This is a genomic window from Paenibacillus sp. Y412MC10 (assembly GCF_000024685.1).
Classification (GTDB): domain Bacteria; phylum Bacillota; class Bacilli; order Paenibacillales; family Paenibacillaceae; genus Paenibacillus_AQ; species Paenibacillus_AQ lautus_A.
The window spans coordinates 665,458-690,725 of record NC_013406.1 but is presented as its reverse complement, the minus strand read 5'-3'; the positions used below and the strand labels follow the sequence as shown (position 1 = coordinate 690,725).

23 protein-coding genes are annotated in these 25,268 nt (G+C 54.1%); 7 read left to right on the top strand and 16 right to left on the bottom strand.

What is annotated here, in order from left to right:
* Positions 1–3 precede the first annotated feature (3 nt).
* From GYMC10_RS02930 to GYMC10_RS02910, 5 genes are all read left to right on the top strand, one after another.
* On the top strand, positions 4–975 hold the full coding sequence (locus GYMC10_RS02930; RefSeq protein ID WP_049788663.1) for an MTP-1 family protein: 972 nt from the start codon (positions 4–6) through the stop codon (positions 973–975).
* Positions 976–1,022: 47 nt separating this feature from the next.
* A complete protein-coding gene (locus GYMC10_RS02925; RefSeq protein ID WP_012818773.1) occupies positions 1,023–2,084 on the top strand; it encodes a glycoside hydrolase family 130 protein in 1,062 nt (353 codons plus the stop codon).
* 315 nt (positions 2,085–2,399) lie between these two features.
* Positions 2,400–2,807: a VOC family protein gene (locus tag GYMC10_RS02920; RefSeq protein ID WP_012818772.1), complete on the top strand. Its 408-nt coding sequence runs from the start codon at positions 2,400–2,402 to the stop codon at positions 2,805–2,807.
* A 391-nt stretch (positions 2,808–3,198) separates the two neighbouring features.
* Positions 3,199–4,725 (top strand): MDR family MFS transporter, encoded by a 1,527-nt coding sequence (locus tag GYMC10_RS02915; RefSeq protein ID WP_012818771.1) that lies wholly within the window; start codon positions 3,199–3,201, stop codon positions 4,723–4,725.
* A 4-nt stretch (positions 4,726–4,729) separates the two neighbouring features.
* Positions 4,730–5,308 carry a PadR family transcriptional regulator gene (locus GYMC10_RS02910; RefSeq protein ID WP_012818770.1) on the top strand — a complete coding sequence of 193 codons (579 nt, stop codon included), beginning with the start codon at positions 4,730–4,732 and terminating at the stop codon, positions 5,306–5,308.
* Between the two features lie 99 nt (positions 5,309–5,407).
* Here the strand turns inward: GYMC10_RS02910 and GYMC10_RS02905 are convergent, their stop codons facing one another.
* The gene (locus GYMC10_RS02905; protein WP_009594154.1) at positions 5,408–6,238 is read right to left on the bottom strand and encodes an aldo/keto reductase; all 831 of its coding nucleotides are present in this window, start codon (positions 6,236–6,238) and stop codon (positions 5,408–5,410) included.
* A 217-nt stretch (positions 6,239–6,455) separates the two neighbouring features.
* On the opposite strand from GYMC10_RS02905, the gene GYMC10_RS02900 reads away from it, so the two are divergent.
* Positions 6,456–6,647 carry a hypothetical protein gene (locus GYMC10_RS02900; RefSeq protein ID WP_012818769.1) on the top strand — a complete coding sequence of 64 codons (192 nt, stop codon included), beginning with the start codon at positions 6,456–6,458 and terminating at the stop codon, positions 6,645–6,647.
* 101 nt (positions 6,648–6,748) lie between these two features.
* Here GYMC10_RS02900 and GYMC10_RS02895 read toward each other — a convergent pair whose 3' ends face one another.
* Both GYMC10_RS02895 and GYMC10_RS02890 read right to left on the bottom strand, forming a co-directional pair.
* On the bottom strand, positions 6,749–7,120 hold the full coding sequence (locus GYMC10_RS02895; protein ID WP_012818768.1) for a hypothetical protein: 372 nt from the start codon (positions 7,118–7,120) through the stop codon (positions 6,749–6,751).
* 99 nt (positions 7,121–7,219) lie between these two features.
* Positions 7,220–7,804 carry a nitroreductase gene (locus tag GYMC10_RS02890; RefSeq protein WP_012818767.1) on the bottom strand — a complete coding sequence of 195 codons (585 nt, stop codon included), beginning with the start codon at positions 7,802–7,804 and terminating at the stop codon, positions 7,220–7,222.
* Positions 7,805–8,132: 328 nt separating this feature from the next.
* On the opposite strand from GYMC10_RS02890, the gene GYMC10_RS02885 reads away from it, so the two are divergent.
* The gene (locus GYMC10_RS02885; RefSeq protein ID WP_012818766.1) at positions 8,133–10,133 is read left to right on the top strand and encodes a S9 family peptidase; all 2,001 of its coding nucleotides are present in this window, start codon (positions 8,133–8,135) and stop codon (positions 10,131–10,133) included.
* Between the two features lie 76 nt (positions 10,134–10,209).
* Here GYMC10_RS02885 and GYMC10_RS02880 read toward each other — a convergent pair whose 3' ends face one another.
* From GYMC10_RS02880 to GYMC10_RS02820, 13 genes are all read right to left on the bottom strand, one after another.
* Complete coding sequence (locus tag GYMC10_RS02880) at positions 10,210–11,370, bottom strand: N-acetylglucosamine-6-phosphate deacetylase (RefSeq protein WP_012818765.1); 1,161 nt, start codon at positions 11,368–11,370, stop codon at positions 10,210–10,212.
* Positions 11,371–11,383: 13 nt separating this feature from the next.
* Entirely contained in the window at positions 11,384–12,121 is a 738-nt protein-coding gene (locus GYMC10_RS02875; protein ID WP_012818764.1) for a glucosamine-6-phosphate deaminase, read from the bottom strand.
* A 46-nt stretch (positions 12,122–12,167) separates the two neighbouring features.
* Positions 12,168–13,442 carry a Gfo/Idh/MocA family protein gene (locus GYMC10_RS02870; RefSeq protein WP_041621918.1) on the bottom strand — a complete coding sequence of 425 codons (1,275 nt, stop codon included), beginning with the start codon at positions 13,440–13,442 and terminating at the stop codon, positions 12,168–12,170.
* A complete protein-coding gene (locus GYMC10_RS02865) occupies positions 13,435–15,555 on the bottom strand; it encodes an alpha/beta hydrolase family protein (protein WP_012818762.1) in 2,121 nt (706 codons plus the stop codon). Before GYMC10_RS02865 ends, GYMC10_RS02870 begins: the two co-directional genes overlap by 8 nt.
* On the bottom strand, positions 15,552–16,793 hold the full coding sequence (locus GYMC10_RS02860; protein WP_012818761.1) for a Gfo/Idh/MocA family protein: 1,242 nt from the start codon (positions 16,791–16,793) through the stop codon (positions 15,552–15,554). Before GYMC10_RS02860 ends, GYMC10_RS02865 begins: the two co-directional genes overlap by 4 nt.
* 16 nt (positions 16,794–16,809) lie before the next feature.
* Positions 16,810–17,640 carry a carbohydrate ABC transporter permease gene (locus tag GYMC10_RS02855; RefSeq protein WP_009591862.1) on the bottom strand — a complete coding sequence of 277 codons (831 nt, stop codon included), beginning with the start codon at positions 17,638–17,640 and terminating at the stop codon, positions 16,810–16,812.
* The gene (locus GYMC10_RS02850) at positions 17,633–18,514 is read right to left on the bottom strand and encodes a carbohydrate ABC transporter permease (protein WP_012818760.1); all 882 of its coding nucleotides are present in this window, start codon (positions 18,512–18,514) and stop codon (positions 17,633–17,635) included. Before GYMC10_RS02850 ends, GYMC10_RS02855 begins: the two co-directional genes overlap by 8 nt.
* 81 nt (positions 18,515–18,595) lie before the next feature.
* Positions 18,596–19,909: an ABC transporter substrate-binding protein gene (locus tag GYMC10_RS02845; protein WP_012818759.1), complete on the bottom strand. Its 1,314-nt coding sequence runs from the start codon at positions 19,907–19,909 to the stop codon at positions 18,596–18,598.
* A gap of 332 nt (positions 19,910–20,241) precedes the next feature.
* Positions 20,242–21,279 carry a LacI family DNA-binding transcriptional regulator gene (locus GYMC10_RS02840; RefSeq protein WP_012818758.1) on the bottom strand — a complete coding sequence of 346 codons (1,038 nt, stop codon included), beginning with the start codon at positions 21,277–21,279 and terminating at the stop codon, positions 20,242–20,244.
* Between the two features lie 319 nt (positions 21,280–21,598).
* Positions 21,599–22,819, bottom strand: coding sequence for an asparaginase (locus tag GYMC10_RS02835; protein WP_012818757.1), 1,221 nt, complete (start codon positions 22,817–22,819; stop codon positions 21,599–21,601).
* A gap of 386 nt (positions 22,820–23,205) precedes the next feature.
* On the bottom strand, positions 23,206–23,844 hold the full coding sequence (locus GYMC10_RS02830; RefSeq protein ID WP_012818756.1) for a hypothetical protein: 639 nt from the start codon (positions 23,842–23,844) through the stop codon (positions 23,206–23,208).
* A gap of 6 nt (positions 23,845–23,850) precedes the next feature.
* The gene (locus tag GYMC10_RS02825; protein WP_012818755.1) at positions 23,851–24,666 is read right to left on the bottom strand and encodes a hypothetical protein; all 816 of its coding nucleotides are present in this window, start codon (positions 24,664–24,666) and stop codon (positions 23,851–23,853) included.
* Positions 24,656–25,198, bottom strand: a complete 543-nt coding sequence (locus GYMC10_RS02820) for an RNA polymerase sigma factor (RefSeq protein WP_012818754.1) — start codon at positions 25,196–25,198, stop codon at positions 24,656–24,658. Before GYMC10_RS02820 ends, GYMC10_RS02825 begins: the two co-directional genes overlap by 11 nt.
* Between the last annotated feature and the right edge of the window lie 70 nt (positions 25,199–25,268).

The window sequence follows — 25,268 nt, the reverse complement described above, 5'->3', positions numbered from 1 at the left end:
TTTATGGTTTATATAAGGAGGCATCATACGGTGGCATTAAACAAATCCTCTGTAAAAACTTGCGCAACCCTGCTGCAAGAATATCAATGCAAAAAATCCACGGTCCAGAACCCGGTCAAGCTTTCGTTTTCGGGTGTAGGCGACAAAGACGTATATAATATCACGGCTCCCTTCAGGATTGACGGAGTCACCGTCATTGCAGGCCGGGTGGAGTCGCGAGACAGCGAGCATTCCGAAATCCGCTTCTTCGTGGAGCAGGACGGCACCTGGGTACCGAAAGAAGGCGCCCCTGTCTTTACGCTTCAGGATCCGTTCTTTACCTTCATTCATGGCGAACTGGTTCTGGGTGGCGTTGAAATCTTCCCTCACCCCACGATGGAGAATGCGCTGATGTGGAGAACCGTATTCCGGAAAGGCCAAACGCTGAACGAGCTCTCCCTTTTCTTCACGGGTCCCGACGCGATGAAGGATTTGCGTCTCACGGAGCTGGCAGGCGGCGAAATCGGCGTATTTACTCGTCCTCAAGGCGAAAAAGGCGGCCGAGGTAAAATCGGGTTTACCAAGGTGAGCTCGCTGGAAGACGTGACGGTAGAGCTCGTTAACGATGCCCCCCTTCTGGGTGACCAATTCATCGATTCGGAATGGGGCGGGGCCAACGAGCTGCACTTGTTGAGCAATGGGCTTGTCGGCGTGCTTGGCCATGTTGCCAGCTTCGACGAAGCCGGGGATCGCCACTATTATCCGATGGCGTTTGCGCTAGATCCGCAGACGGGCGAGTTTAGCGATATGGAATTGATTGCCGTACGCGCCGAATTCCTGCCGGGTGAAACCAAGCGTCCGGATCTCGCTGACGTCGTGTTTAGCGGAGGCCTCGTTCGCCATGCTGACGGTACCGCCGATCTCTATGCCGGCATCAGCGATGCGGAAGCGCATCGTATAACCATTCAGGATCCGTTCCTCAAATTCGAACAGTAAGAAGCAGTTTCCAAATAAATAAGAACATTGGATAGGGGTAAACAACCATGAATATTTACAGATATGAGGAGAACCCTCTGATTACACCGGCCGACGTGAAGCCGTATCATGACGGCTTCGAAGTGATTGGCGCCTTCAACGCAGGCGTTGCCGAATATAACGGCGAAGTGCTGCTGCTGCTTCGGGTCGCGGAGCGCCCGATCAGCGCCGATCCGATGATTGTCAAAGCGCCTGTATTCGATGCAGATACACAGAAGCTGGACATTTTGGAATTCCGTACCGACGATGCTCGTTATGATTTCTCCGACCCGCGTGTCATTCGTAATGTGAATCACAGCGCTACCTTCGAATATTTGACTTCCTTATCCTATATTCGAGTGGCACGCAGCACGGACGGTCATAGCTTTACCATCGACGACAAGCCGCTGGTATATCCCGCGCAGTCGCTGGAAGCGTTCGGAATCGAAGACCCGCGCGTTACGCAGATCGGCGATACGTATTATATCTACTTCTCCGCCGTATCTTCGGTAGGCGTTGGCGAATCCATGGTTTCGACGCGAGATTTTGTGAACTTCACGCATCACGGGATGATTTTCGGACCGGACAACAAGGACGTGCTGATCTTTCCTGAGAAAATAGGCGGCAAATACTATGCGCTGCACCGTCCAACGACCAAGAGCACGGGCAACCCGGAAATGTGGATCGCCGAATCCGATAATCTCGTATACTGGGGCAACCATAAACATCTCGCAGGCCTGCGCGATGGCATGTGGGACAGCGGCCGCATGGGCGGCGGGGCCGTACCATTCCGCACGGATAAAGGCTGGCTGGAGCTGTATCATGGCGCAACGTTGGATCACCGCTACTGCATGGGTGCCCTGCTGCTGGATCTGAACGATCCATCCAAAGTCATCGCCCGCTCCAATCAACCGATCATGGAGCCCGAGGCCGATTATGAGAAGAACGGATTCTTCGGAGACGTTGTCTTCTCCTGCGGCGCATTGGTCGATGGCGATGTCGTGAGGATGTATTATGGAGTAGCCGATACCTCCATGGCTTGCGCCGAATTGAGCGTAAAAGAAATTCTGGACAGCCTGACCTATGTATAAGATCTCTGTGTTTGATAACGGCCGATGCATTTGAAATGATCGTTGATGAGCAGAAGATATGCCAAATGGATCCTCGTGTCGCCATGTCACGAGGATCCTCCCCCCAAAACCCGAGGCCTGGTTATTGCAGGCCTCGGGTTTTTTGGCATCCGCATGACAGGCTTCCGCTGCATGCCTGAGTGGCTCAGCCAGGATCCCGGTTTTATTTCCCCGATGCCGCAAATATATATGGAAGCGTATACAAAATAAGTTACAATGAACTTAGGAAATCATCTTATCTCATGCTTCGAATACATACCGAGGAGGAATGCCGTCATGATTAAAGGAATTGCCCATCTGGCGTTCGATGTTGCCGATATGGAGAAATCCCTGCATTTTTACTGTGATGTGCTTGGTTTTACCCGTGCTTTTGATATTCCCAATGATCAGGGCGAACCGTGGATCGAGTACATTAAGGTGCGTGATGGACAGTTTATCGAGCTGTTTTACGGCGGACAAAATAAACCGGCCCGTGTAGAGCGGCCCGTCGGATTCTCCCATCTCTGCCTTGAGGTTGAAGACATCGAGCGCATCGCGGAGCACCTTCGCAAGCAGGGCGTGAAGCTGGACGTCCAGCCGGTTCAAGGAAAAGACTTCAACTGGCAGTGCTGGGCCAGGGACCCGGACGGCAACCGGATCGAATTCATGCAGCTGGATCCGAAATCGCCCCAGATGAACTGTTAGACGCTGCCATCGCCAGCCGAATCTCTGTCATACCTTACCCGTGGCCCCTGTGGAAACAAGCATCCGCTTGATCGCCGTTTTATTATCCTGTGCGCCGTACCACACGAAACATGCAGAGCTGAAAAAACATCCGAACCATGCGGCCGCTTCCCGAAACGAATCTGCCGACAAGGGTCTTGATTGCAACGACATTCCGGCGGCTATCACCCGATAATCTCAAGGTCATCCCGTATACAGGGTTGACCTTGTTTTTTCTTGTGCAAAATGTAGAGACAGGCCGTGCATTCAACATCTTGCCAACTTCTGTTAATCCGGCTACAATATAACCACCGAATTATTCAAATTTGAATAATATGTACATAGTTGAATAAGGAAAAGGAGTATCCTTAACATGAATGCACAACAAAGCAACATCAAATTGGTCGTCGCTGGTCTGCTGCTCGGCATCTTCATGGCCGCCATCGATAACACGATTGTAGCGACCGCGTTATCGACGATTATCCGCGATCTTCAGGGCTTCGACCAAGTCGTCTGGGTAACCTCGATCTACATGGTTGCCGTTATGGCCGGCACGCCGATATTCGGAAAGCTGTCCGATATGTACGGACGGAAGCGGTTCTTTATATTCGGACTGGTTGTCTTCCTGATTGGTTCTGCCCTCTGCGGGATGGCGAACAATATGACAGAGCTTATTATTTACCGGGCGATTCAAGGAATCGGCGGCGGTGCTCTTATGCCGATTGCGTTTACCATCGTGTTTGACCTGTTCCCGCCGGAGAAGCGCGGCAAGATGACGGGTCTTCTCGGCGCCGTATTCGGCACCTCCAGCATCATGGGACCTCTGCTGGGTGCTTTTATCACCGACAGCATCGGCTGGGAATGGATATTCTATGTCAACGTTCCGATCGGAATCGTGTCCTTTATCTTCATTATGACGTCTTACAAGGAATCGCGTTCCCATGCCAAACAGAAGATCGATTGGACCGGGGCAGCGACGCTTGTCGGCGCCATCATCTGTCTGATGTTCGGTCTGGAGCTGGGCGGGCAAACCTATGCATGGGATTCTCCGCAAATTCTGGGCTTGTTCGGGGGATTCATTGCTTTGTTTATCGTGTTTCTGTTCGCAGAGACCCGAGCAGCCGAACCCATTATTTCGTTCCAAATGTTCCGTAAACGCCTGTTTGCTTCAAGCAATATCGTTGCCTTGTTCTATGGAGCAACGTTTATCGTGGCAACCATCTACATCCCGATCTTTGTGAGCGGAGTGTACGGTGGATCGGCAACCAATTCGGGCCTCATTCTGATGCCGATGATGCTCGGCAGCGTATTCGGGAGCCAAGGCGGCGGTATGCTGACGACCCGGACTTCGTTTAGAAACATCATGATCCTGTCCGTCTTGTGCTTTATCACAGGCATTTTCTGCCTAAGCACGATAAGCCCGGATACGCCGCGCTACCTGTTAACGCTCTTCATGGTCCTGACCGGCTTTGGCGTCGGGTTCTCGTTCTCCACGCTCAGCATGGCCTCCATCCATAACTTTGATGCCAGACAGCGCGGCGCGGCAACATCGACGAACTCCTTCCTTCGTTCCTTTGGCATGACGGTGGGGATTACAATCTTCGGGATCATCCAGCGCAACGGCCTGAACAATCGGCTCGCGGAAGCCGGAGGAAACGCGCCGGCCGGTGCCGAGTTAAACGCGCCGGCCGGTGCCGAGTTAAACGCGGATGCCGTCCTTTCGCCTGAAGTGATGGGGCAGCTCCCGCCGAACGTGCGCGAACAGATCACGGCTTCATTGGCCGATTCCATCGCGAACACGTTCATGTGGGCGCTTGTGCCGGCGGTGCTGGCTCTCGTGTTCGTCCTTATGATGGGCAACGAACGGGTGACCGTTCCCGCCAAAGCCAAGGGAGCCTGATGGCATGTCCATGAAGCTGGCCATCCTGGGCTTGCTGCTGGAAGGAGACCATCATCCGTACGAGATCCGGATCAAGATGAAGGACCGGGGCATGGATCAATATACCAAGCTCCAGATGGGCTCCCTCTATTACGCGGTAGACCGGCTCGCCGAGGAAGGATACATCGAGGCCGTGGAAACCATCCAAAGCGACAGCCGTCCGGATAAAACCATCTACAGGATCACGGAATCCGGACGCAAGCTTTTTGAACAGCTGCTGCTCAAGAAATTCAGGGACATCGAGCCCGTGCACCACCCGCTGTATATGGCGCTGCCCTTCTCTCGCCACGCAGACCCCGCCGTTCTGGCCCCCATCCTGCAGACCCGTATCCGGGAAGCCGAACACCGGGTGAACCAGGCGTACCAACTATACGTGGAGCACCAGCATATCGTCCCCCGCAGCACGCAGCACCTGATGATCGGGATGTATGAGCACGCCAAGACGGACCTGAACTGGTTAAGAAGGCTGCACGAGGACCTGGTGCAAGGGAAGCTCGGCACGATTGGCGAGCCGTTGTTTCCGGAGGACGACCGGAACAGGTAATTCCGGGGGATTCTATCGCCCACTTCCTTGAATACGCAAAAAAAGCGAGCACTTCCCTCACTCAGGGTTGGTGCTCGCTTTTTTATATGAAAACGAAATTTAGAACAGGAACTCATCCGGGTTGGAGCCGAAACGTTTGTTTTGGTTCAAGCCGTCAATGGCCGCCATATCTTCTGCGGAAAGCTCGAAATCGAAGATGCCGGCGTTTTCACGGATCCGATGATCTTTAATCGATTTCGGAATGACGATGACGCCGTTCTGAATGTCCCAGCGCAGAATGACTTGCGCCGTGGTTTTTCCGTATTTCTCCGCGATCTGAGCCAGCGCCGGTTGATCGAGGTTGCCCTGCATCAAAGGGCTCCACGCTTCCAGAACGATATGATTCTCGCGTGCATAGCCCAGCAATTCCTTCTGGGAAAGCAGCGGATGCAATTCCACTTGGTTGACGACAGGTACCACGCCGGTATCCTCAATGATATGCTGCAGGTGGCGGATTTGGAAATTGCTGACGCCGATGGAACGAACGAGGCCTTCTTTTTGCAAATGAATCAATGCCTTCCACGTCTCGAGGTATTTATCTTTACCCGGCCAGTGCACGAGATATAAATCAACGATATCCAGCCCCAGCTTCTTGCGGCTCGTCTCAAAAGCTTGCAGCGTCTTCTCATAACCCTGGTCATCGTTCCATACCTTGGTGGTGATGAACAGCTCGTCCCGCGAAACGCCGGATTCGCGAATGGCTTGCCCTACGCCCTCTTCATTGCCGTAGATGGCAGCGGTATCGATGCTGCGGTACCCTGCAGCGATTGCTGATTTTACGGACTGAATAACCTCTTCGCCTTCTTTGGTCTTCCATACGCCAAGGCCCAACCACGGCATTTTTACGCCGTCATTCAAAGTAGGTCCATCGGTAAAAGTTTGATTGGCCATTCTGAAATCCCTCCTGTTTATGTAATGCAGCGGATATTTGGCCGCTTTCTCCAGTATATCAAAATCCCAGTATCCCGCTCAACGTTACAGCCCTTGCGAGGGCTGCGGACATTTTTTAACTCCATTTAAACGGGGTTTAAACTTCGTCGGATACAATGGGAACAGATACAGGAAAAACAGGCTTTGCGGCCGTTTAATCAGGAGGAATTAATACCCCATGGAAAAACTCATGCTTATCGTTGCCTTAACCGCGCTTGCCATTACATTCGTTCTCTTCGTCGGAAATATCGTGAATAACGGACTGTCCGCCGCCTTCAAACTGAACAGCCGCGCCAAGAGGCTTGCCGTCGTGCTGATCATCGTCTACGCCGTTTCGATCAGCGGATTCGCGCTTCTCCACCATAACTAATCCCATCATTCATCGCCAAAAAGGGCCGTCCTATGGGCAGCATGCTGCTATAGGCTCGGCCCTTTATTAATCGTTACGGCATTTGCATGTAACCTACCGTTTTAAACCTTGCGTCTAAAAATACCGAAGGTCAGCAGCCCGCATGCCGCCAGAAACAGATACGGCCCAGCGGCCGCTCCTCTGATCGTCTCTCCAAAAAAATCAATGGTCTTGGACGACACATACATCATGGTCAGGAAAATAGCGACCAGCGCAAAGGCGTAGGCAATCAGCTTGTTCATCTTCTTCTCGCGAACCACTTTCAAAAACGGATAGATGAAACATACGATGAACAACACGCCGCCCTGCATAAAGCCGTTCTCCGCAGCCACGCCGATATCCAGCCATTTAAAAAAGAAAGAGGCTATCGCCAAACAGGTTGCGATAAAAATAAATTTGCTCCCCAGATCCCACTGTTTAAACCGAAATTTCATCCATGTACACTCCCCTAGTGTCAATCCCCCGGATGCCCAGCACCCTTCGATAAACTTAGGGTCCATTATACCGGATTTTTGCGGCCGGGGATAGATCAACTACAGGTCTGCAGCACTATTCAGCCATACCGTCTTGTTCGCGGCCGGTTGACGTTTCCCCTGCTTCGGCTCCATGTCCGGATACCCGATGTACAGGAAACCCAGCATTTTATCGTCAGGCTTCAATCCGAACGCTTGGTTCATCAGCGCATGGAAACACGGCTCGCCGGTTCTCCACACGGCGCCAAGACCCAGCTCATGAATTTGCAGCAGCATGTTCTGGATGCCGGCGAATACCGCTCCGTACTCTTCCAGCTCAATCACCTTCGGATCCGTCGACGGCTCAACCGCCACACCGATGACGACCGGAGCGCGGTACGCCTTCGTACGTCCCGATTCGCGCGCTGCGTTCACGGCCTCTTCGCTCGTATCGTCGCCGCCGGCCACCTGAATATCACCCAGGGCATTGCCAAGCACGTCGCGGCCTTCCCCTTGCATGACAAAGAATTTCCACGGCTCCGTCAGCTTGTGGTTCGGCGCCCAGGTTCCTGCTTCGACGATCTGTTCGATCAACTCCTGCGGTACGGCGTCAGGCTTGACCTTGCCAAGGCTGCGGCGCGTGCGGATAGCTTCACTTACGTTCATATTTGATTTCCTCCCGAGCTCTATATAGTTGGTCTTATTTGCATACTCCTAATTGAGAGTCTATCTCAATTATAACAAAAAGAGAAGGGGACACCTATCGAGATTCTCGGGTACGGTTCATGTCATAAATTGACCAGTTGAAGAATAACAAGCTCTTCTCTGTCTCCAAATCCTCGATTACAGCCTAGAATTATTGTAAATCCTCCTCTGTTTTACTAGCATTTGGATCGAAACGTTCACATCCTTCTCCTCTATTTTATCTAGATTTCCATGCCATTATCTGGGATAATGGGGTTTAACTCACACAAGAAGATTAGGAGGATGATTCATGACTGATAAGCGACTTATAACGCCCGAGGATTTGTACCGGATGCACTGGGTGAATGACCCTGTCGTATCCCCCGCAAGCGGGGCCATAGCCTATGTACATAAGTCCGTCAGCGAAAAGCACGACGGTTACCGTTCCCATATCCGCCTGCTTCCCGCAGGGGGTGATCAGGATATTCCCTTCACTTCCGGCGAAGCCGATGCAGTACCCGCTTGGTCCCCCGACGGGTCTGAGCTTGCCTTCTTGCGCAAAAAGGGCGATAAGCCACAGGTATGGATCATGCCTGCCAACGGAGGGGAAGCCCGCCCCGCTACCGACCTGAAGCACGGCGTCAGCGCATTTAAATGGTCGCCGGACAGCTCGCGTCTGCTGGTTCGGAGCGAAGCCGAAGCGGCTGAATCTACCGAAAGCGAAGAGAAAGACAAAGACGACAAGCACAAGCTGCCGGAAGAAAAAATCATTAACCGCATTAAATATAAAGCCGATGGCCCCGGATTATGGAATGACCGCCGACATCATCTATTTATCGTGAATCCGGCTACGGAAGAATGCAAACCAATCACCGAAGGCGATTTTGACGTATATGCCTTTGCCTGGTCACCCGACGGCGGCAGCATCGCATACAGCAGCACCCTAGCCACGGAGCATTTCCCGGACCCGGATCTTCGCTTGACGAACGATGTGTTTGTCATGGACCTGTCCAGCGGATCGGTAACCGAAATCACGGACGGAACCCTCTCGATCGGTTCCATTGCGTTCACCCCGGACGGGCAGCATGTACTCATGCTTGCCAGCGATCTCAGCTGCGGGTTTGCCACGCTGACCAAAATCCACCTGGTTCCGCTCTCGGGCGGAGAAGCCCGCGTCCTCTTCACGGACATGGACGTTCAGCTCGGGCACGCCGCTGTCAGCGACATGAGAGCTGGGGCGGGAACGCCTCTCCTGTTCAGCAAGGACGGCCGATCGGTTTACGTGCAGCTCAGCCAGGATGGGGGCGTCCATATTGGACGTTTTGCCTTGGACGGCTCCACCTTCGAGCTGGTGGTGGCAGGTGAACGCGAGGTGTACCAATTCGCACTGACACCGGAAGAGAACGTGGTATTTGCCGCTGCCGACCCGCTGCAGCCAGGCGATCTGTTCAGCTTCACTACAGGCAGCAACGAGGAACGCCGTCTGACGAACTGCAATGAGGAGCTGTGGAACGAGCTTACGTTAAGCACGCCGGAGTCCTTTACGTTCCGTACGTCGGACGGCTGGCCGATCCAAGGCTGGATCATGAAGCCTGCCGGCTTCGCGGAAGGCTCCAAGGTCCCGGCCGTACTGGAGATTCATGGCGGTCCGCAAGCCATGTACGGACACACGTTCATGCATGAGTTCCAGCTGCTGGCGGCAGCCGGCTATGCCGTTTTCTATACCAACCCGCGTGGCGGCCATGGATACGGTCAAGTCCACGTCAATACCGTCAGAGGCGATTACGGCGGGCGGGATTACCAGGATCTGATGGAAGCCGTGGATTATGTTGTGAATACCTACACTTATATCGACGCTTCCCGTCTAGGCGTGACCGGCGGCAGTTACGGCGGCTTCATGACCAACTGGATCGTCGGTCATACCGACCGATTCCAAGCTGCGGTAACCCAGCGCTCGATATCGAACTGGATTTCCTTCTACGGCGTCAGCGATATCGGCTATACCTTTACCCAGGATCAAATCTGGGGCAATCCTTGGGACGATCTCGACAAGCTGTGGAAGCACTCCCCGCTCGCTTACGTGAAGAATGTCAGCACGCCGCTACTTATCCTTCACAGCGAACAGGACCTCCGCTGCCCGATCGAGCAGGGAGAACAGCTGTTTATCGCCTTGAAGCGACTGGGCCGTGAAACCCAGCTGATTCGCTTCCCCGGCGCGGACCATAACCTGTCCCGCAGCGGCAACCCGCACCTGCGGGTCCGGCGCCTCAGCCACATCGTGCGCTGGTTCGTGGAGCATATCGAAAAATAACATCAAAAGAAAAACCATCCCCGTGCGAGCTGGCGCAATGAACGCTCGACAGGGATGGTTTTTTTGTGTTGGTTCATCAAACAGGACCGTACACCCTCTCGCCCGCTACAACAGTCTCCCGGACCACCATGCCCGATCCGTCCGTATCGCAGTCGAACAGCGTCAGGTTCGCCGGGCTCCCGAGCGCAAGCTCGCCCAACTGCGGCATATCCAGCACCATAGCCGGGCGGACCGTGACCGCGCTTACTGCTTCCGCCAACGTCATATCCGTATAGCGAATCGCATTCGCAATGCCAACCTCCAGCGAAGAAGCGGATCCGGCCAGTATTGCCGGATTCGCTACCGTATGCAGGCGCCCGTCCGCCGTCAGCTCGACTTCGCCTCCGATGAGGCTGCCGTACCTTCCGGGAGCCATGCCGCCGAACATGACGGCATCGCTGACAAGCACCGCTTTGTTCCGTTTTGCCCGCAGCATCGCTTTCAGCACAGGGGGCGCCAGATGGTGGCCGTCCGGTATAAAGGTGGCCCATAAGCGGTCGTCCGCCAGCTGGTGCCAGATATAGTTGGGGTGGCGCGGCAAAACGGGCTGCGAGCCGTTCCCCAGATGCGTCGAAACCGTCGCCCCTGCCTGCACTGCCCGATCGATCTGCTCGCCGGTTGCCATCGTATGCCCGATCGCGACGATAACACCTGCCTTGACTACCTTCTCTATAAATGGAACCGAGCCTTCGCGCTCCGGCGCGAGTGTCACCATCCGGATAAGCCCGTCAGCCGCATCCTGAAGCCGTTGAAACTCATCCCAATCCGGATTCCGGATATACTCCCTCGGATGCGCCCCGCGACTGCCGTCTTCATCGGATAGATAGGGGCCTTCCATATGAATGCCGACTATCGAGGCGCTCCCGAACTGCTTGGACCCGGCATACTTGGATAATGCCTGAAATGCTTGACGCATCCGGTCGTAGCTGCCCGTGATGACCGTTGGCAAGTAGGCGGCGACCCCGCACCGATGCAGCGCCCGCGTCACACCTTCAATGTCGCTTTGCGACGTCACGGTTCCATTCAAATCGTATCCGCCGAAGCCGTTGACCTGCACATCGATCCAGCCGCTGCTGATCCAGGGCAGCAACGCCGTCTTATCCCCCTGACCTAACCGTCGTATAGCCGCGATCCGTCCGTCTGACGACTCTACCTCAACCGGCTCGCCGGTGTGCGGGAGCTTTCCACGCCACATCATAGGTGCCCCCTGCCTAAGCCCATTGATATATCGGCGCTGCCGATGCTTTATCCAGATACAGCATCCAGCTGGAATGCGTCTTCAGGATGGTAGCCGGCACCCGGTTATCGACCCCGCCTTGAATCGTATTTTGAATGGCTGCCGCTTTCGCCTGATGAGGCACGACCGATACGATATGGCGGCTCTTCAAAATCTGCTTGACCGTCATCGTAATCGCCTGTTTGGGCACTTCCTCATTCGATGCAAACCAGCCTTCCCTTACCTGCTGGCTCTTGCAGGTATTGCTGAGATTCACGATCGTATAAGGCGAATCGTTATCAAAATCGGCCGGCGGATCATTAAAGGCAATATGCGCATTCTCCCCGATCCCGATCAGGGCCAAATCCACGGGCGCTTTGACGATTTCCTCGTTCAGCCGCTTCACCGTTTCCTCGGGATCGCCCTCCCCGTTGATGAGCCAAGCTTGACCGACGCTCACATATTTCAGGAAGCGCTCCTTCAAGTACTTGCGAAAGCTCGCCGGATGGGATTCCGGCAGCGCAATGTATTCGTCCAAATGGAACATTTCGATTCGTTCCCATTCCAGATTCAGCTTCACGAAATGCGACAAAAACTCAAACTGCGACGCGCCCGTCGACAGGACGATTCGCGCTTTTCCTTTATCCGCCATTGTATCGCGAAGAATCGCCTCGCAAGCGCGGGCCGCCTCCAAGCCTGCCTGATCCGCATGTTCCAAGATGTTCAACTGCATAATGATAATTCCTCCTTGTTGTACAACATTGTAGAAATGTAAGCCATTAGGCCAGAACGCCGCTATTCATAAATTCCTCCAGCCTCACCATGCGTTTTTCTACGCGGGAACGCTCGGCGGCAAACGCCATCAGATGACTCTGGATCGATGCTTGGGCAGAGGTTGTGCTGTTATGCTGTCCCTTGGATTGAACCGACTTCACAAAATCGGCGATCAAACGCATATCCCCGCCGCCATGGCCTACATGGCCTTCCGGATCGACGAGCTGGATCACTTCCTGCTTGCCGCTGCCGAAACGGCGGATCTCGATCTCATTAGTCTCCATCGTGGCCCGTATTTCGCCTTCGGTGCCCATTAGCTTGATGGTACGGTTGCATTTCTCCGTGAACGCGCTCATCGTGAACACCGCCGTAATGTCATGCTCGAACTCCATGCTGACGACCTGATGATCCACGACGTCGTTATCACAATGGTACACGCACCGGCCAAAAGGACCCTCCAGCATCGCTTGGTAACGCGCTTCGTAACTCGGGTCGTTGCTCGCAGCCTCGCCTTTCCAGCCTGCATTCTCGATCAAATACGTATTCGGCGCATAGTACTGGCATTCATGCGATACCGGGCATCCATCCAGGCAGCGCTTCGGCGCGCCGGGCGGAGCCGACTCCGGACGGAAATGCGACAGGTGGCCATAGGAGGCCACGCTTAGACATCGGCCTCCCGCCAGCCATTGCATGATGTCCAAGTCATGGCAGGATTTGGCCAAAATCATCGGGCTGGATGACTCGCTGTTATTGAAATATCCCCGCACATACGAGTGGGCCTGGTGCCAATAGCCGACGTTCTCGTTGTGCTGGATCGACATCAGGCGGCCGATTCGTCCTTCATCGAGCAGCCGTTTAAGCTCTTGGAAAAAAGGCGCATACCGGAGAACATGGCAAATCGTTAACGTACGGTCGAAGGCTTCCGCCTGCCGGCCCATATCGATGCATTCCTGCCACTCCGGGGACATCGGCTTTTCCAGCAGCACATGATACCCGGCTGCCAACGCCTTCATGGTCGGCTCATAGTGGTCCCGGTCCCTCGTGCAGATGAAGACCGCATCCGATTGACGGGGTCCGGCAAACAGCTCATCCCAGCTTGCAAAGCATTGCTCATCCGCTATCCCGAACTTCGCTTGGCAGCGGCTGCGCCGCACCTCATCCGGATCGGCAACGGCAACAATCTGCATCTCCTCCGGTCGCTGGAGCGCATATCCGCTGTAAATCATGCCGCGAAGGCCAGCTCCGACCAGCGTGACCGTTAGTGGTTTTGGTTTACTCATGTCCTTCCACATCCTTTCCCTCTAGTTGCCCGCGATATTCTACCCGTGGTTCGTTCAGCTCGGAGGGATCAAGCATCTTGAAAATGCCGGGAAACACGACGCTCATCGCTTCCTCCTCCTCAAGCTGCCGAGCCCTGACCAGATCGGCTGCGCTGCTCACAGGATGAATGGCCGTAATCGTGCCGATTCTATGGTCAACCTCCGCGGCAAGCTGCACATACAACCCTTCCCGACCCACCGTATAGAACGGGATCGCTCCCGCCTGCCACTCATCAAAGTGTGAGATAACCTCCATGCACCGGATGACATCGTACGTGCGCAGCGCAGCCAAACTGTCCCCGAGCCAGATCAAATCATCGGCAAGCTTATGCAGCACCCCAAAATAAGAACGCGCGGGCTTACCATAGATCGGATAGGGCTCATGAGGACCGGCCCCGGACGTGTTCAGCACCAGCACGGCGCGGCCGGATCGGCAGGTTTCCTGAATCCAGGCCCAATGCGCTTTCAGCTGGCGGGTCCCTCCCCGCCAAACGGCAACGGTCAGCGGCCGCCTTCGTTCGGCTGTATCCTCGGCCAGTCGGAATACATAACCGCTGTTCATGATGCCCTCCTGCGACCACCACAAGCGATAATCGACCTCAAGGCCCTCCACTGCGCCCAGCCCAATGATGCGCGGGTTCAATTCGCAAGGCTTCCGGGAGGCGTAAATCTTCTCCTGCAGCCACTGCCTTGCTTGATCCTGTCTTTGCTGCGTCGGCAGCAGCGAACGGGCTGCTGCCAGCTGGTCGCAGCGATCGGCATTGAAGTCCCGGATCGTCCTTCCGTCCGCCTTATCCCGGTACACCTGACCGCTGGGACTGCACCACAGTTGTTCCGGAGGCAGCGCCTCGATCTTCATGGCATCGTTGGGAACAGCCTTCACCTCGAGATGCCGGACGAAAAATGCCGCCGCCGCCGCGGCCAGCCGATCCGTATAGCGGTGCGTCGAAGCGTCGGTCACAAGCTGCAGGTCGCCCGGGTGACCGAGCAGATCCCAGAAGCGCCTGCAGCGATCAACGGTGCGCCGCGTGCCTTCAATAGGGAAGAAATCGTATTCCGCCGCCAACACGATCAGCGGCTTCGGCGCAAAAGCGATGAGCAGATCCTCATGGTCGTAACCCAGCCCGGACAGGCCCGGCCATACCTGCTCGGCATCATGCACGCCGCCGGCATGCATGTACAGCTGCCGGTTCATGATGAAGGTGGCGGGAGCCGCCGCCGCTATGCGTTCATCGCAGACCATCATCATGGCCGTCTGCGTTCCGCCGCCGGAATTTCCCGTTACGCCGATCCGCGACGGATCGACCTCGGGCCGTTCGCACAAGTAGTCTATGGCACGCATGGCATCGTGAACGAAATATCGGGCTACGCTGTCGCCGAGCATATGGCACTGAACGCCGTACTGCTGATGCTCCTTCGTTCCCCATAGGACGCTCCCTTCCCGATGCTCGAAATCATGAAGGCTAAGGCGCTCGCCCTGCCCGATCGGATCGATGGCCAGCACGATGATGCCCGCCCGGACGAAGTGCTGGATGACGCGCTGATAATTGGCATCATGCTTCGCCCCCAGCTCGTGCCCGCTCAGAAACAGGACGGCCGCGGAGCGTTCTTCCCGGTGATCGGGCAGATACAGATTCGACGTGACGGCATACCCCGGAAGGGACTCGAACATCACCTTCTCTATATTAAAGCCGGTTCCGCGAATACTTCCCGTTGTGCGTCCGTTAAGAAGGGTATCGGTTCTACCATTTGACATGTTGCCGGCGTTCCCCGTGGACCAGCGCGAACGTTCCTTAAGCGGAGACCTGTCAGGCGATGTTTCCTCTCCGAATGCCGCCCCTTCCTCCCGTCCCGGGTTCGCGAATGCATCGGGAAGACCGCCGATGGACCTCAGGAAGGCCGCCCTTATGGCCTCCTGCCGCTCTCTTGCCGCCTCGGCCGTGACGATGGAATCGCGGATAGCATCCCCGGCGGCAAATGCGGCATCGGAACGCTCGAACACATGCGCTTTCAACTGATCCCGCGTGTCGTATAGCGTGCAAACATACTGCTCCAGTTCCTGAACGCTGTTCATCTCGATGAACTCCTGTTGACGAGCGTAGGCGAAACGTCCGGAAGCTTCATCGCCCGGCCTTCGGCAATGGAGCGATTGGCCGTGGCGCCGATCAGAAGGGATTCGGCTCCTACCGAGCTGTCGGCTTGTTGACCTAGCGGATCTTCGATCCCGCCTTCGAACAGCGCCTTGCGCAGCTTCGCATCCCCGCCGCCGTGACCGGCGGCCGATGTATTGACCTCGACCAGCTCTTCCGTGCCATCGGCTCTGAAAATATGAATCCGGCTCGCTTCCCCTTGCTTCATATCCGCGTTGCTGTATACATTCGAGACCTCAATCCGGCCTTTGCTGCCGTTGATCGCGGCGCGCCAGCCCTCATACGGGCTATAGGCGACGAGGGAATAGGTCAGCATCGCATCATTGTCGTACCGGACATTGACCGACATCGTGTCATAAATGTCGATCCGGCCGTCAAACAGGCAGCGGTCCCGCAAATAGCCGTCGGCTTCTTCCGCCTGGCGATAGTATTTTTCAAGAAACGGATCCTTTTCGATATCCATATAGAACTCGCACTCGTCTTTCCGGTGGCAAGTCAGGCATCGTTCTCCATGGTCCTGCCGGTCGTCCCCGTACACCCGTCTCGTCCCAAACGCATGAACTTCCGCGGGACGGCTGTTCATCCACCAGTTCACGATGTCGAAGTGATGCGTGGACTTGTGAACCAGCAGCCCGCCGCTGTTCTTCATCTCGGCGTGCCATCTGCGGAAATAGTCCGCGCCATGCCGGCGGTCCAGAAACCACTCCAGATCAATATGGTAAACATCTCCGATGGCTCCTTGCAGCAGCAGTTCCTTCACGGTCGCAAAATAAGGCGCAAACCGAAGGTTGAACGTGACCGTCACCTTCTTGCCGCTCTCCGACTCCGCCTGCAGAATCTCCCGGCACTTGTCTTCGTCAATCGTCATCGGCTTCTCGCTAATGACGTCGCAGCCTGCCCTCAAGGCTTGCACGATATAGGTATGATGCGTGTAATCCGTACTCGCCACGATCACGACATCCGGCTTCGCGGCGGCGATCATTCCGTCAAAATCATCGTAGACGGGGATCCCCCCGCACTCCTCGCTCAGAAAGCGCGCCCGCACCGGATTGGCATCATACACGCCTTCAAAAGCAAGGAAGCCTCTCCAGTCGGTAACCATCGGCTTAGCAAACATATACAGCGCTCTCGATCCAGCGCCGACCAGCACGTACTTCTTCATGTCGTAAGTTCCTCCTTCAGCCTTTCATCCCTGTCGAAGCGATGCCTTGAACAAATTGCTTCTGCGCGAACAGATAGACGATGACGACCGGCAGCGTCGTAATAACGGCCCCCGCCATCAGCAGCGCTTGATTGACGTTCTCCGATTTCAGGTAGAGCAAGCCGAGCGGCAATGTGTACAATTCCTTGTCTTGCAGGTAAATCAGCGGGCCCAGCGTGTTGTTCCACGCGCCCATGAAGGTGAATACGCCCAGCGCGGCCAGCGCCGGCTTGCACAGCGGCAAATAAATTTTGAAGAATATGCCCGGCGGGCTGCAGCCGTCGATCGTAGCCGATTCATACAGCTCTTTGGGCAAGGATTTAATGAACTGATGCATTAAGAAAATACCGAACGCCCCGCCCAGGAAGCTGGGCACGATCAAAGGGTAATACGAATTCAACGCCCCGAATTCCTTCCAGATGAAATAGGTCGGGATCATGGTCACTTGCGACGGAATCATTAGGGTAGCCAGCATGATCATATAGATGAGTCCCCGCAGCCGAAAGGTAAACATCGCCAGCCCGAAGGCCACGAAAGCGCTGGAGACCAAGGATCCCACCATCTCGATCGAAACGATGAAAAAGCTGTTCAAGGTATATCGACCGAAGTCGACTTTATTCCATATCGTCACATAGTTATCCCAATTCAGCGGATTCGGGATGAGCTGCGGCGGCATCTGCGAGATGGCGCCAACCGTCTTCAGCGACGTGGACAGCATCCATATGAACGGGAACACCATGAAAACCGCACCGGCGATCAGCAGCAGGTACATCAGCACCTTAAGCAAGGGGTGAGTCGTCTTAGTCATAGTGCACCCACTTTTTCTCGAAATACTTCTGAAACAACGTGAAGCTCAGGATGATGACAAACAGCAGCCAGGCCGTTGCCGATGCCGGTCCCATTTTGAAGAGCAGGAACGCGTCCCGGTACACCAGCAGATTCGGCACCATATTTCTCTCCGGTATGCCCGTGGTGATGGAGCCGAACAGACCGAGGAACACGTCGAATGCCTGGAATGCCGAGATGGTAGACAAAATCATGACGAGATACACCATCGGCGTTACCATCGGGAATACCACCTTCGTCAGCTGCTTCCAGCCATTGGCGCCATCGATCTGCGAGGCTTCCAGCACCTCTTTCGGAACGTTCTGCATGCCGGCCAGAATCATGATCATGGATTGGCCCACGCCCTTCCATACCTGAACGATCGCGATGCTGGAGATGACCATCAGCCAATGGCTGCTGTCAATCCATTTGACGGGGGCAAGGCCGACAGACTCCAACACCCAGTTAATCACGCCGTATTGATAGTTGAACATCCACACCCAGACCACGCCGCCGGCGATCCACGGAGTCACGACGGGCAGGAAATAGAACAGCCGGAACAAGCCCTTGGCCCGGATGGCCTGATTCAGCATGAATGCGATCACGAACGCCATTATCGTCTGAATCGGCACGAAGATGAGCGCAAACACAAACACGTTCCGAATGGACACCCAGAACTCGTGCTTGTTCAGGACGCGCACCCAGTTGTCCAGTCCGATCCACCGCGGGGGGTTAAACAAATCCCACTCCGTGAAGGAAATATACGTGGAGAAGAGGATCGGAAATAAGAGAAAAACCACGACATTGATGACAAACGGCAATGTGAAGATATAACCCCAGTATCCTTGTTTCTGCATGACACACCTGCCTTTCGTTAACGAAGCAAGGGATGCGATCCGACACGTCGCCAAGACTACATCGCCCTGATCCCATGAAAGTTATTTACCGGAGTCCAGCACATCCTGAACCTTGGCATGAATATCCTTCACGCCGTCTTCCACCGAAACGTTGCCCACCATGATTTCATTGACCACCTGCTGCACCAGAATGCGCCATTCGCTCCAGGTAGCATTCTCATCCAGGGTAACGCCGCCTTCGTTAATGCCGTCCGTGAAAGCCGCTTTGTTCAGCGGTTTGGTTGTGCTGTCCTTCAATTGATCCAGCGCCGACTTTTTAACGGGCAGCGTGGATCCCGTCTTGACGACGATATCCTGCACTTCATCGCCGAGATAATATTTCAGGAACTCCCAGGCGGCATCCTTCGATTCCTGCTTGGCTCTGGAGGAGACCAGCCACGTGTTGGCTACCATCGGAACATAGCGCTTGCCGTCAACCCCTTTCGGAATTTTGACGACATCCCAGTTCGTGTCGGCAAAGCTCTCGTTCATATTCACCTGCAGGCTGTATTGAAGGAAATACATCGCGGCCTTGCCGCTCGCGAATACTTCGAGCTCGCCGCCGTTCGCTTTCAGGTAATCGATATCGGCAAAATAGCCTTGATCCAAACCGTCATACAGCTGCTGTAATCCGGCCGCGGTTTTGGGATCGTCAAACCGCGATTTCGTCAGGGTGTCGTCCAAGGCCGAGCCGCCTGCCTGCTTGATCCAAGGAAACCAGCCGTTGGTGATGGAAAAGGAACCGATGAATCCGAATTGGCTCGTGTTGTCTCCATCCTTGACCGTCAGCTTCTTGGAGGCCTCAATCAGGTCGTCATAGGTCCAGTCGTCGGTTGGTACAGGTACGCCCGCCTTCTCGAAGACATCCTGGTTATACGCGAGCGCAATCGGGTTAATGCCGTGAGGCACGCCCCAGATCTTGCCTTCAGGCGTTTTGGCGGAGAACAGGCCGTCGATGTATTCGTCCGCTTTCAGGTCGGCTTCAATGTAGGAGGACAAGTCCTCTGCCACGCCTCGTTCCCCGTAGCTAAGTATGGTGGCGTTCTCTTGGAACCAGACGTCCGGCATCGTGTTGCCTGCAATCTGCGTGGCGATCTTGGACGTAAAGTCCCCCCAAGGCGCTTCTTGGATTTCAACGTTGATGTGGGGGTGGGACGCAATAAAACCGTCGATAATTTCTTTACTCGTCACCTCATAGCTGCCAGGGAGCCCAATCTTGAGCGTCACCTTCTCTTTGCTGCCTTCCGCTTCCCCCGGCGAGACCTCCCCATCGGTTGACCCGCCGGATGAGGAGCAAGCGGTGAACATCATCATAAACGCCAGCATCAAAGAGATTACCTTTACCTTTTTAGACATTGAAAACCCTCCTTTTTGAGTTGCAAATAGAGATTGCGTGTTTTCTGCTCCAGCTCATTCCAATGGTATTGATTCTATAGTAATCGATTTCTGTAAAGAGTATAGCATGGAAGCCCTTTCTTGAATAGAGTTTTCTATGCTCCCATCGATTATTTTTATAATATAAGTCTGACTTTGAGCGTTGTATAAGGTATTCCAAGGTTTAACAGGGATTGTTTTCCACATGCTGAATCAAGAAACGAATAGAAAAAAGTTAGTAATCGATATCTTTTATAACAACTAATAAAGCCCGAGCGTTGTTGTTATGCCCGGGCTTTAAACCATCCTTGTATTCACTTGTTCTCCCGGATATCCCGGACCGATTTTCGCTCCAGCAATTTAGGCTGCAGCATCACATCGAACATCGGGCTATCCTCGCCCTGCATCATATCCAGCAGCATTTTGCAGGCCATCTTCCCCATCTCGTAATCGGGCTGCTTAATGGTTGTGAGCGGCGGATGAATCATCTGTCCCACGTCAATGCCGTCAAAGCCCATCACCGAAATCTGCTCCGGCACCTGAATGTCGCGCTGCGACAATTCGTTGATCACCCCAAAGGCCATCATGTCGTTGCACGCAAATATCGCCGTCGGCTGCGGCGAATGTTCCAGCAGTCTCTGCGTGAGCTGCTTGCCCGTATCGAATTCGGTGACCGCATTATACACTTCCTCGGTCGGGGACTCGACCACCAGCGGCTTGAGACCCGCGTCCTTCATCGCCGACATATAGCCCTGATGAATGCTTCGGCGGCTTGGGCGATCCAGCTTGGAAGTGACGTAACCGATGCGCGCATGCCCCTTCTCCTGCAGATGCTTGGTTGCGATGTAACCGGCCTTGTGGTAGTCGAACTCGATCTGGTTAATGTTGTCCTCATCGATCTTCTGATCGATGGCGATGACGTTCAGGCCAAGTTTCATCAACTGGGTCAACTGGCTCTTATCCTTGGAGATCGAGGAGATGATCAGGCCTTTGACCTGCTTCTCCATGATCGTCCTTAAATATTCGTCTTCCAGGGCCGGATCTTGCAGGGAGTTGCATACGATAACCGTAAAGCTATTCTGCCGAGCCACCTCTTCGATCCCGAAAATGACGGAAGAATAAAACGGGTTCACAATAGAAGGAATGATGACTCCGATCGTATTGCTGCTATTCTTCTTCAGCTGTTTGCCGAGCATATTCGGAATATAATTGGACTCCTTCGCGATTTGCTGGATGCGCTCTTTAAGCTCCTTGCTGACAGGATAACTGCTGTTGCTTAACACGCGCGAAACCGTTGCCGAAGAAACATTCGCCATCTTTGCTATATCATGTATTGTGGTCGGCTTCTTCATAGGATCCCTCACTTATAGTAATCGTTTACTATTGTAAAGTATACAAATAGCTGACATAGAAAGCAATAAACCGATGAAAATATCCTAAACGTTCATGCCCCCGTTATATCCTTAGATCCCGCATTTCTCGGCTAAATCCCATTGCCCGAAACGTTATGTTCAGCCGCTGAATGTGACGAATCCCGCTATCGATTTGCCTTACGTGCTTGCGAACAAAAAAAGAGACCGCCGGGTCATCCCCGGCGGCAAATATATTGGTGGAAGGAATTTCATCGTTCAGTAGGAATAAGGAGCAGCTAAAAAATGACTGAGTCTGAGATTACACTTCAGGCGTTCCGTAGGTTGCGAACCAACCCTTGATCGTATCGAAATCATCCGTAAAGGACAGGGAGAGCAGCAGCAGAACGCGGGCTTGTTGAGGACTCAGGTTGTCGCCTGAAATGATGCCCTCTCCGCCGCCGTATACGCTGCCAGAGCCTGTACGGGTCGTAGTTACGAAGACCACCCCCTTTTCGATGGCTTCTTTGCGGGCGGCACTCATCTCTCTCGAGATGCCGCCTGCGCCGGTACCGGAGGTGACGATGCCTTTAGCTCCGTCTGCCACAAAGCCTTTGATCGCCCCGCCGCCGGCCTCCTGATAAGAAACCGCAATTTCGACCTTCGCCAGATCCCCTTTCGTGATTTTGCTCAGATCAAACACTGGTTTACCCTGGCCTTCGTCTTTCATTGCACGGAGGGGAGCCCGGTAGATACGGATATTCTCGTCATCGATATATCCGACCGCGCCCAGCATAGGCGTTTCGAACGTGTCGGTGCGGTAGTCATTGGTCTTGGTTACGCCGCGTGCCAGATGAATCGTGTCATTCAGCATCAGCACCGTGCCGAAGGATTCCGTGCGGCCGCTCCCGGCAAGTTTGATGGCGTTGTACAAGTTCGCTTGGGCATCGGAACCGATCACCGTCCAAGGTCTCATGGAACCGGTGATAACGACGGGTTTATCGCTTTGCACCGTCAGATCGAGGAAGTACGCAATCTCTTCCATCGTATCCGTCCCTGTTGTCACGACGACGCTATCGTACACCTCCAGCGCCTTGTCGACGGTCCGGGAAAGATCGTATAAATCGGCCATGGTATAGGCGCTCGACCCGGAGTTGCCGAACTGAAGCGTGCTGATATCCGCAATCTTGTCCGTATTCGGAAGCTCGCCTACCATATCTTCAATCTTCAGCGTTCCTGCCCGATAGGATTGAAAGCTGGTAGCATCCGTCGATTGGCCCGCCAAAGTGCCGCCAGTCGCAACCACCAGCACGTTCGGCTTCGCCGATTGTTTAGAGGCCTCCGACAGGGGAGGAACCGTCGTATTCCTTCCTGGCGCCGCAGGGGTTTGCACGGGTGAAACCGCACTAACCGTCCCTTTCACTTCCGTTACCGTTGCAGCATGTGCCGCATACGTCCCAACAGGCGATAAAGTAATCACAAAAGCGGTAAATGCAGCGGTACTCCAAACTGCTAACGGGCGTTTCGACTTCGGTTTCATCATGGCACTCTCCTCTGATGTGTATGTGATATTATCTAACATAAATCTATGTATTCGTTAGAGTTATTCTATTTAATGTTATTTAATATAACAAATATTACATGCAGTAGAGAAAACGTTAACAATGATAGTTTATGAATGATAACCCCTCTTTTCTTGCCATTTTTAATAGATTTAAATAAATATAATCCAGAAATAAAAAGAGCACATCATGAGAATAAAATCAATTAATGTTATATAAATTAACATATGAAGCCATCTGCAAACGATTCTATCCGAACTATAAACAATAACAAGGGATAGTCCATCACCTTCCGGTCGGACTATCCCTTGCACTTGTTATCATTCATTGCGCTTGCTGGCGATTATCTTGTATAAACGCCTTCTGCTTAATCCGCCTGTCCCGGTTCCTCCACAGCCCCTGCTTCGGTGACACGGTACACCATAATTTCACCATCCACCACGTGATAGATGGAATAAGAGTCCACCAAGTTGTTCTCGTTAAAGCTAATCATGAGCTGCGCCTTCATGCTTCCGCTATCGAGGCCCTGAACATCTACCGAAACGGCGGTTTCGGGGTAATGGTAGCCTTCCTTGCCTGGATGATCATACTGCCACGAAGTGAATCCCCCGCCTTTAGCCGTCGTCTTCGCCTCCCCAAGCTGTTGCCGGACTTCTTCCATCGTCTTGCTTATCAGTGACAGCTCTTTCAGGGAAGAAACAACATCTTCTCCCTGCTCTTTCGAGGTTGAAGCGTCTGCTTGAGAGGTTGCATTTTCCGCGGAAGGGGCCGGAACAGACGGCGACGGATCGGCTACCTTCGCTACCGATTGATCTTCTGAAGCCTCGTCACTCTCTCCGGCAGGAGTTGCCTCTTTCTTCTCTTCCGGCTGCGGCTGCTTGGTTAATTCAAGCCCTTGCACGGATGTGTTCACCGGCTCGTTCTCCACCAGGGGAGTTTCGTTGCTGCAGCCTCCGATCACCAGCACGGCCACCACTGCAACCCATATCATGCTAATCTTGTTCATTGCTCACTACTCCTTCGTTGTCTCTCCATTATGATTGGAGGTAATATGGAATTCCTTCATCATGTTATGGAAGCGTGCACCGAAGCCTTCGGAGGCCTCCAGGAAATACTGCTGCTTCACGACAAAGCTGCCGCCCTGCCCGTTATCGAACACATAATACCGTATGACCGGATCATCCCACTCTTTGCCGCCGGTGCCGCCTACCGCACGCACCTCCCAGCCTTGAATCGGTTCATCCACGAGGTTCGCCTCGACCTTCGGATACGTTTGCAGCTCTTTCTGAAGCTGCTCCGCTGCGCTCTTTGGATCAATGCCCTCCTGCGAAATTTCCATGAACACCTCCGGATAGCGGTCATCTGTTGGCTTCTCCTTCAATTCAATGCGGTCCACGCCCGATTCATGAACCATCTTAAACCGGCTCTCATCCATATAAATCACGTAATCCGCTCCCTCATGCATCTGATCCACGCTTGTTTCCGGCATGCCCTCCAGCTCCTGTTCAACCGTCTTCTGAGGAGCGAACCATTCCTTCACCTGATCAATGAACGCTTGGACAGGCGCCGTCTGAAAGCTGACGGTCAGCACGATGGCTGCCGCAGCGGCGGTGCCCGCAATCCATCCGGCCGCTCTTCGTCCCGAACGGCGGCGTCCTTTCGACTCCCGCGGCGCAAAGGAAGTCTCCGACTCTGCAGGCTGCTGGGCTTGCTCGCTATGAATCCGCTCCTTGATCGCCATCCAAATCTCGTCTTTATGTCGCATCGCGTCATCCGTCCCCTTTTTCAGGCCGTCTGCAATCTCTTGATCCCATGGATCACGTCCCATGCTGATTCCCTCCCCTATTCTGCAGCATCCATTCCTTTAATTTCTTTCTCGCTTTGAACAGCCTGGACTTCACCGTGTTGACGTTCAGCTCCATCATGTCCGCGATATCCTTCTCGGCTACATCATTCAAATATTTCAAAATAACGGGAATCCGGTGCGGATCATCCAGCCGCTGCACCAGCTCATATACCTCGCCGTGCCGGTCAAATTCATAGGTGTCGCTCTCGGAGGGAAGATCCCTCTCCTCGGAAATTTCCGAAGGCACCATCTTCGCATGTTTCTTCAAATACCGGTTGCACTCGTTATAGAGAATCCGGTTGAACCACGGCTCAAAGGGCCTGCTCAAATCATAGGACCCCAGATTGCGGTAAACCCGGATAAACGTTTCCTGGACCACGTCGGCGGCGCCTGCCGAACTTCCGGTGACTGCGGCTGCCGTTCGAATCGCCCGATCCGCATATAACCGATACAGCTGTTCAAACAGTTCATCGCTGTACTCCGTCTTTAATCGTTGTATAAGGTCGTGTACCAAACCGTGCTTGCCTCCTTTCACTTGGCCAATCACTTACAATACCCCGGCATGCAGGCAAAAAGTTTTCGAG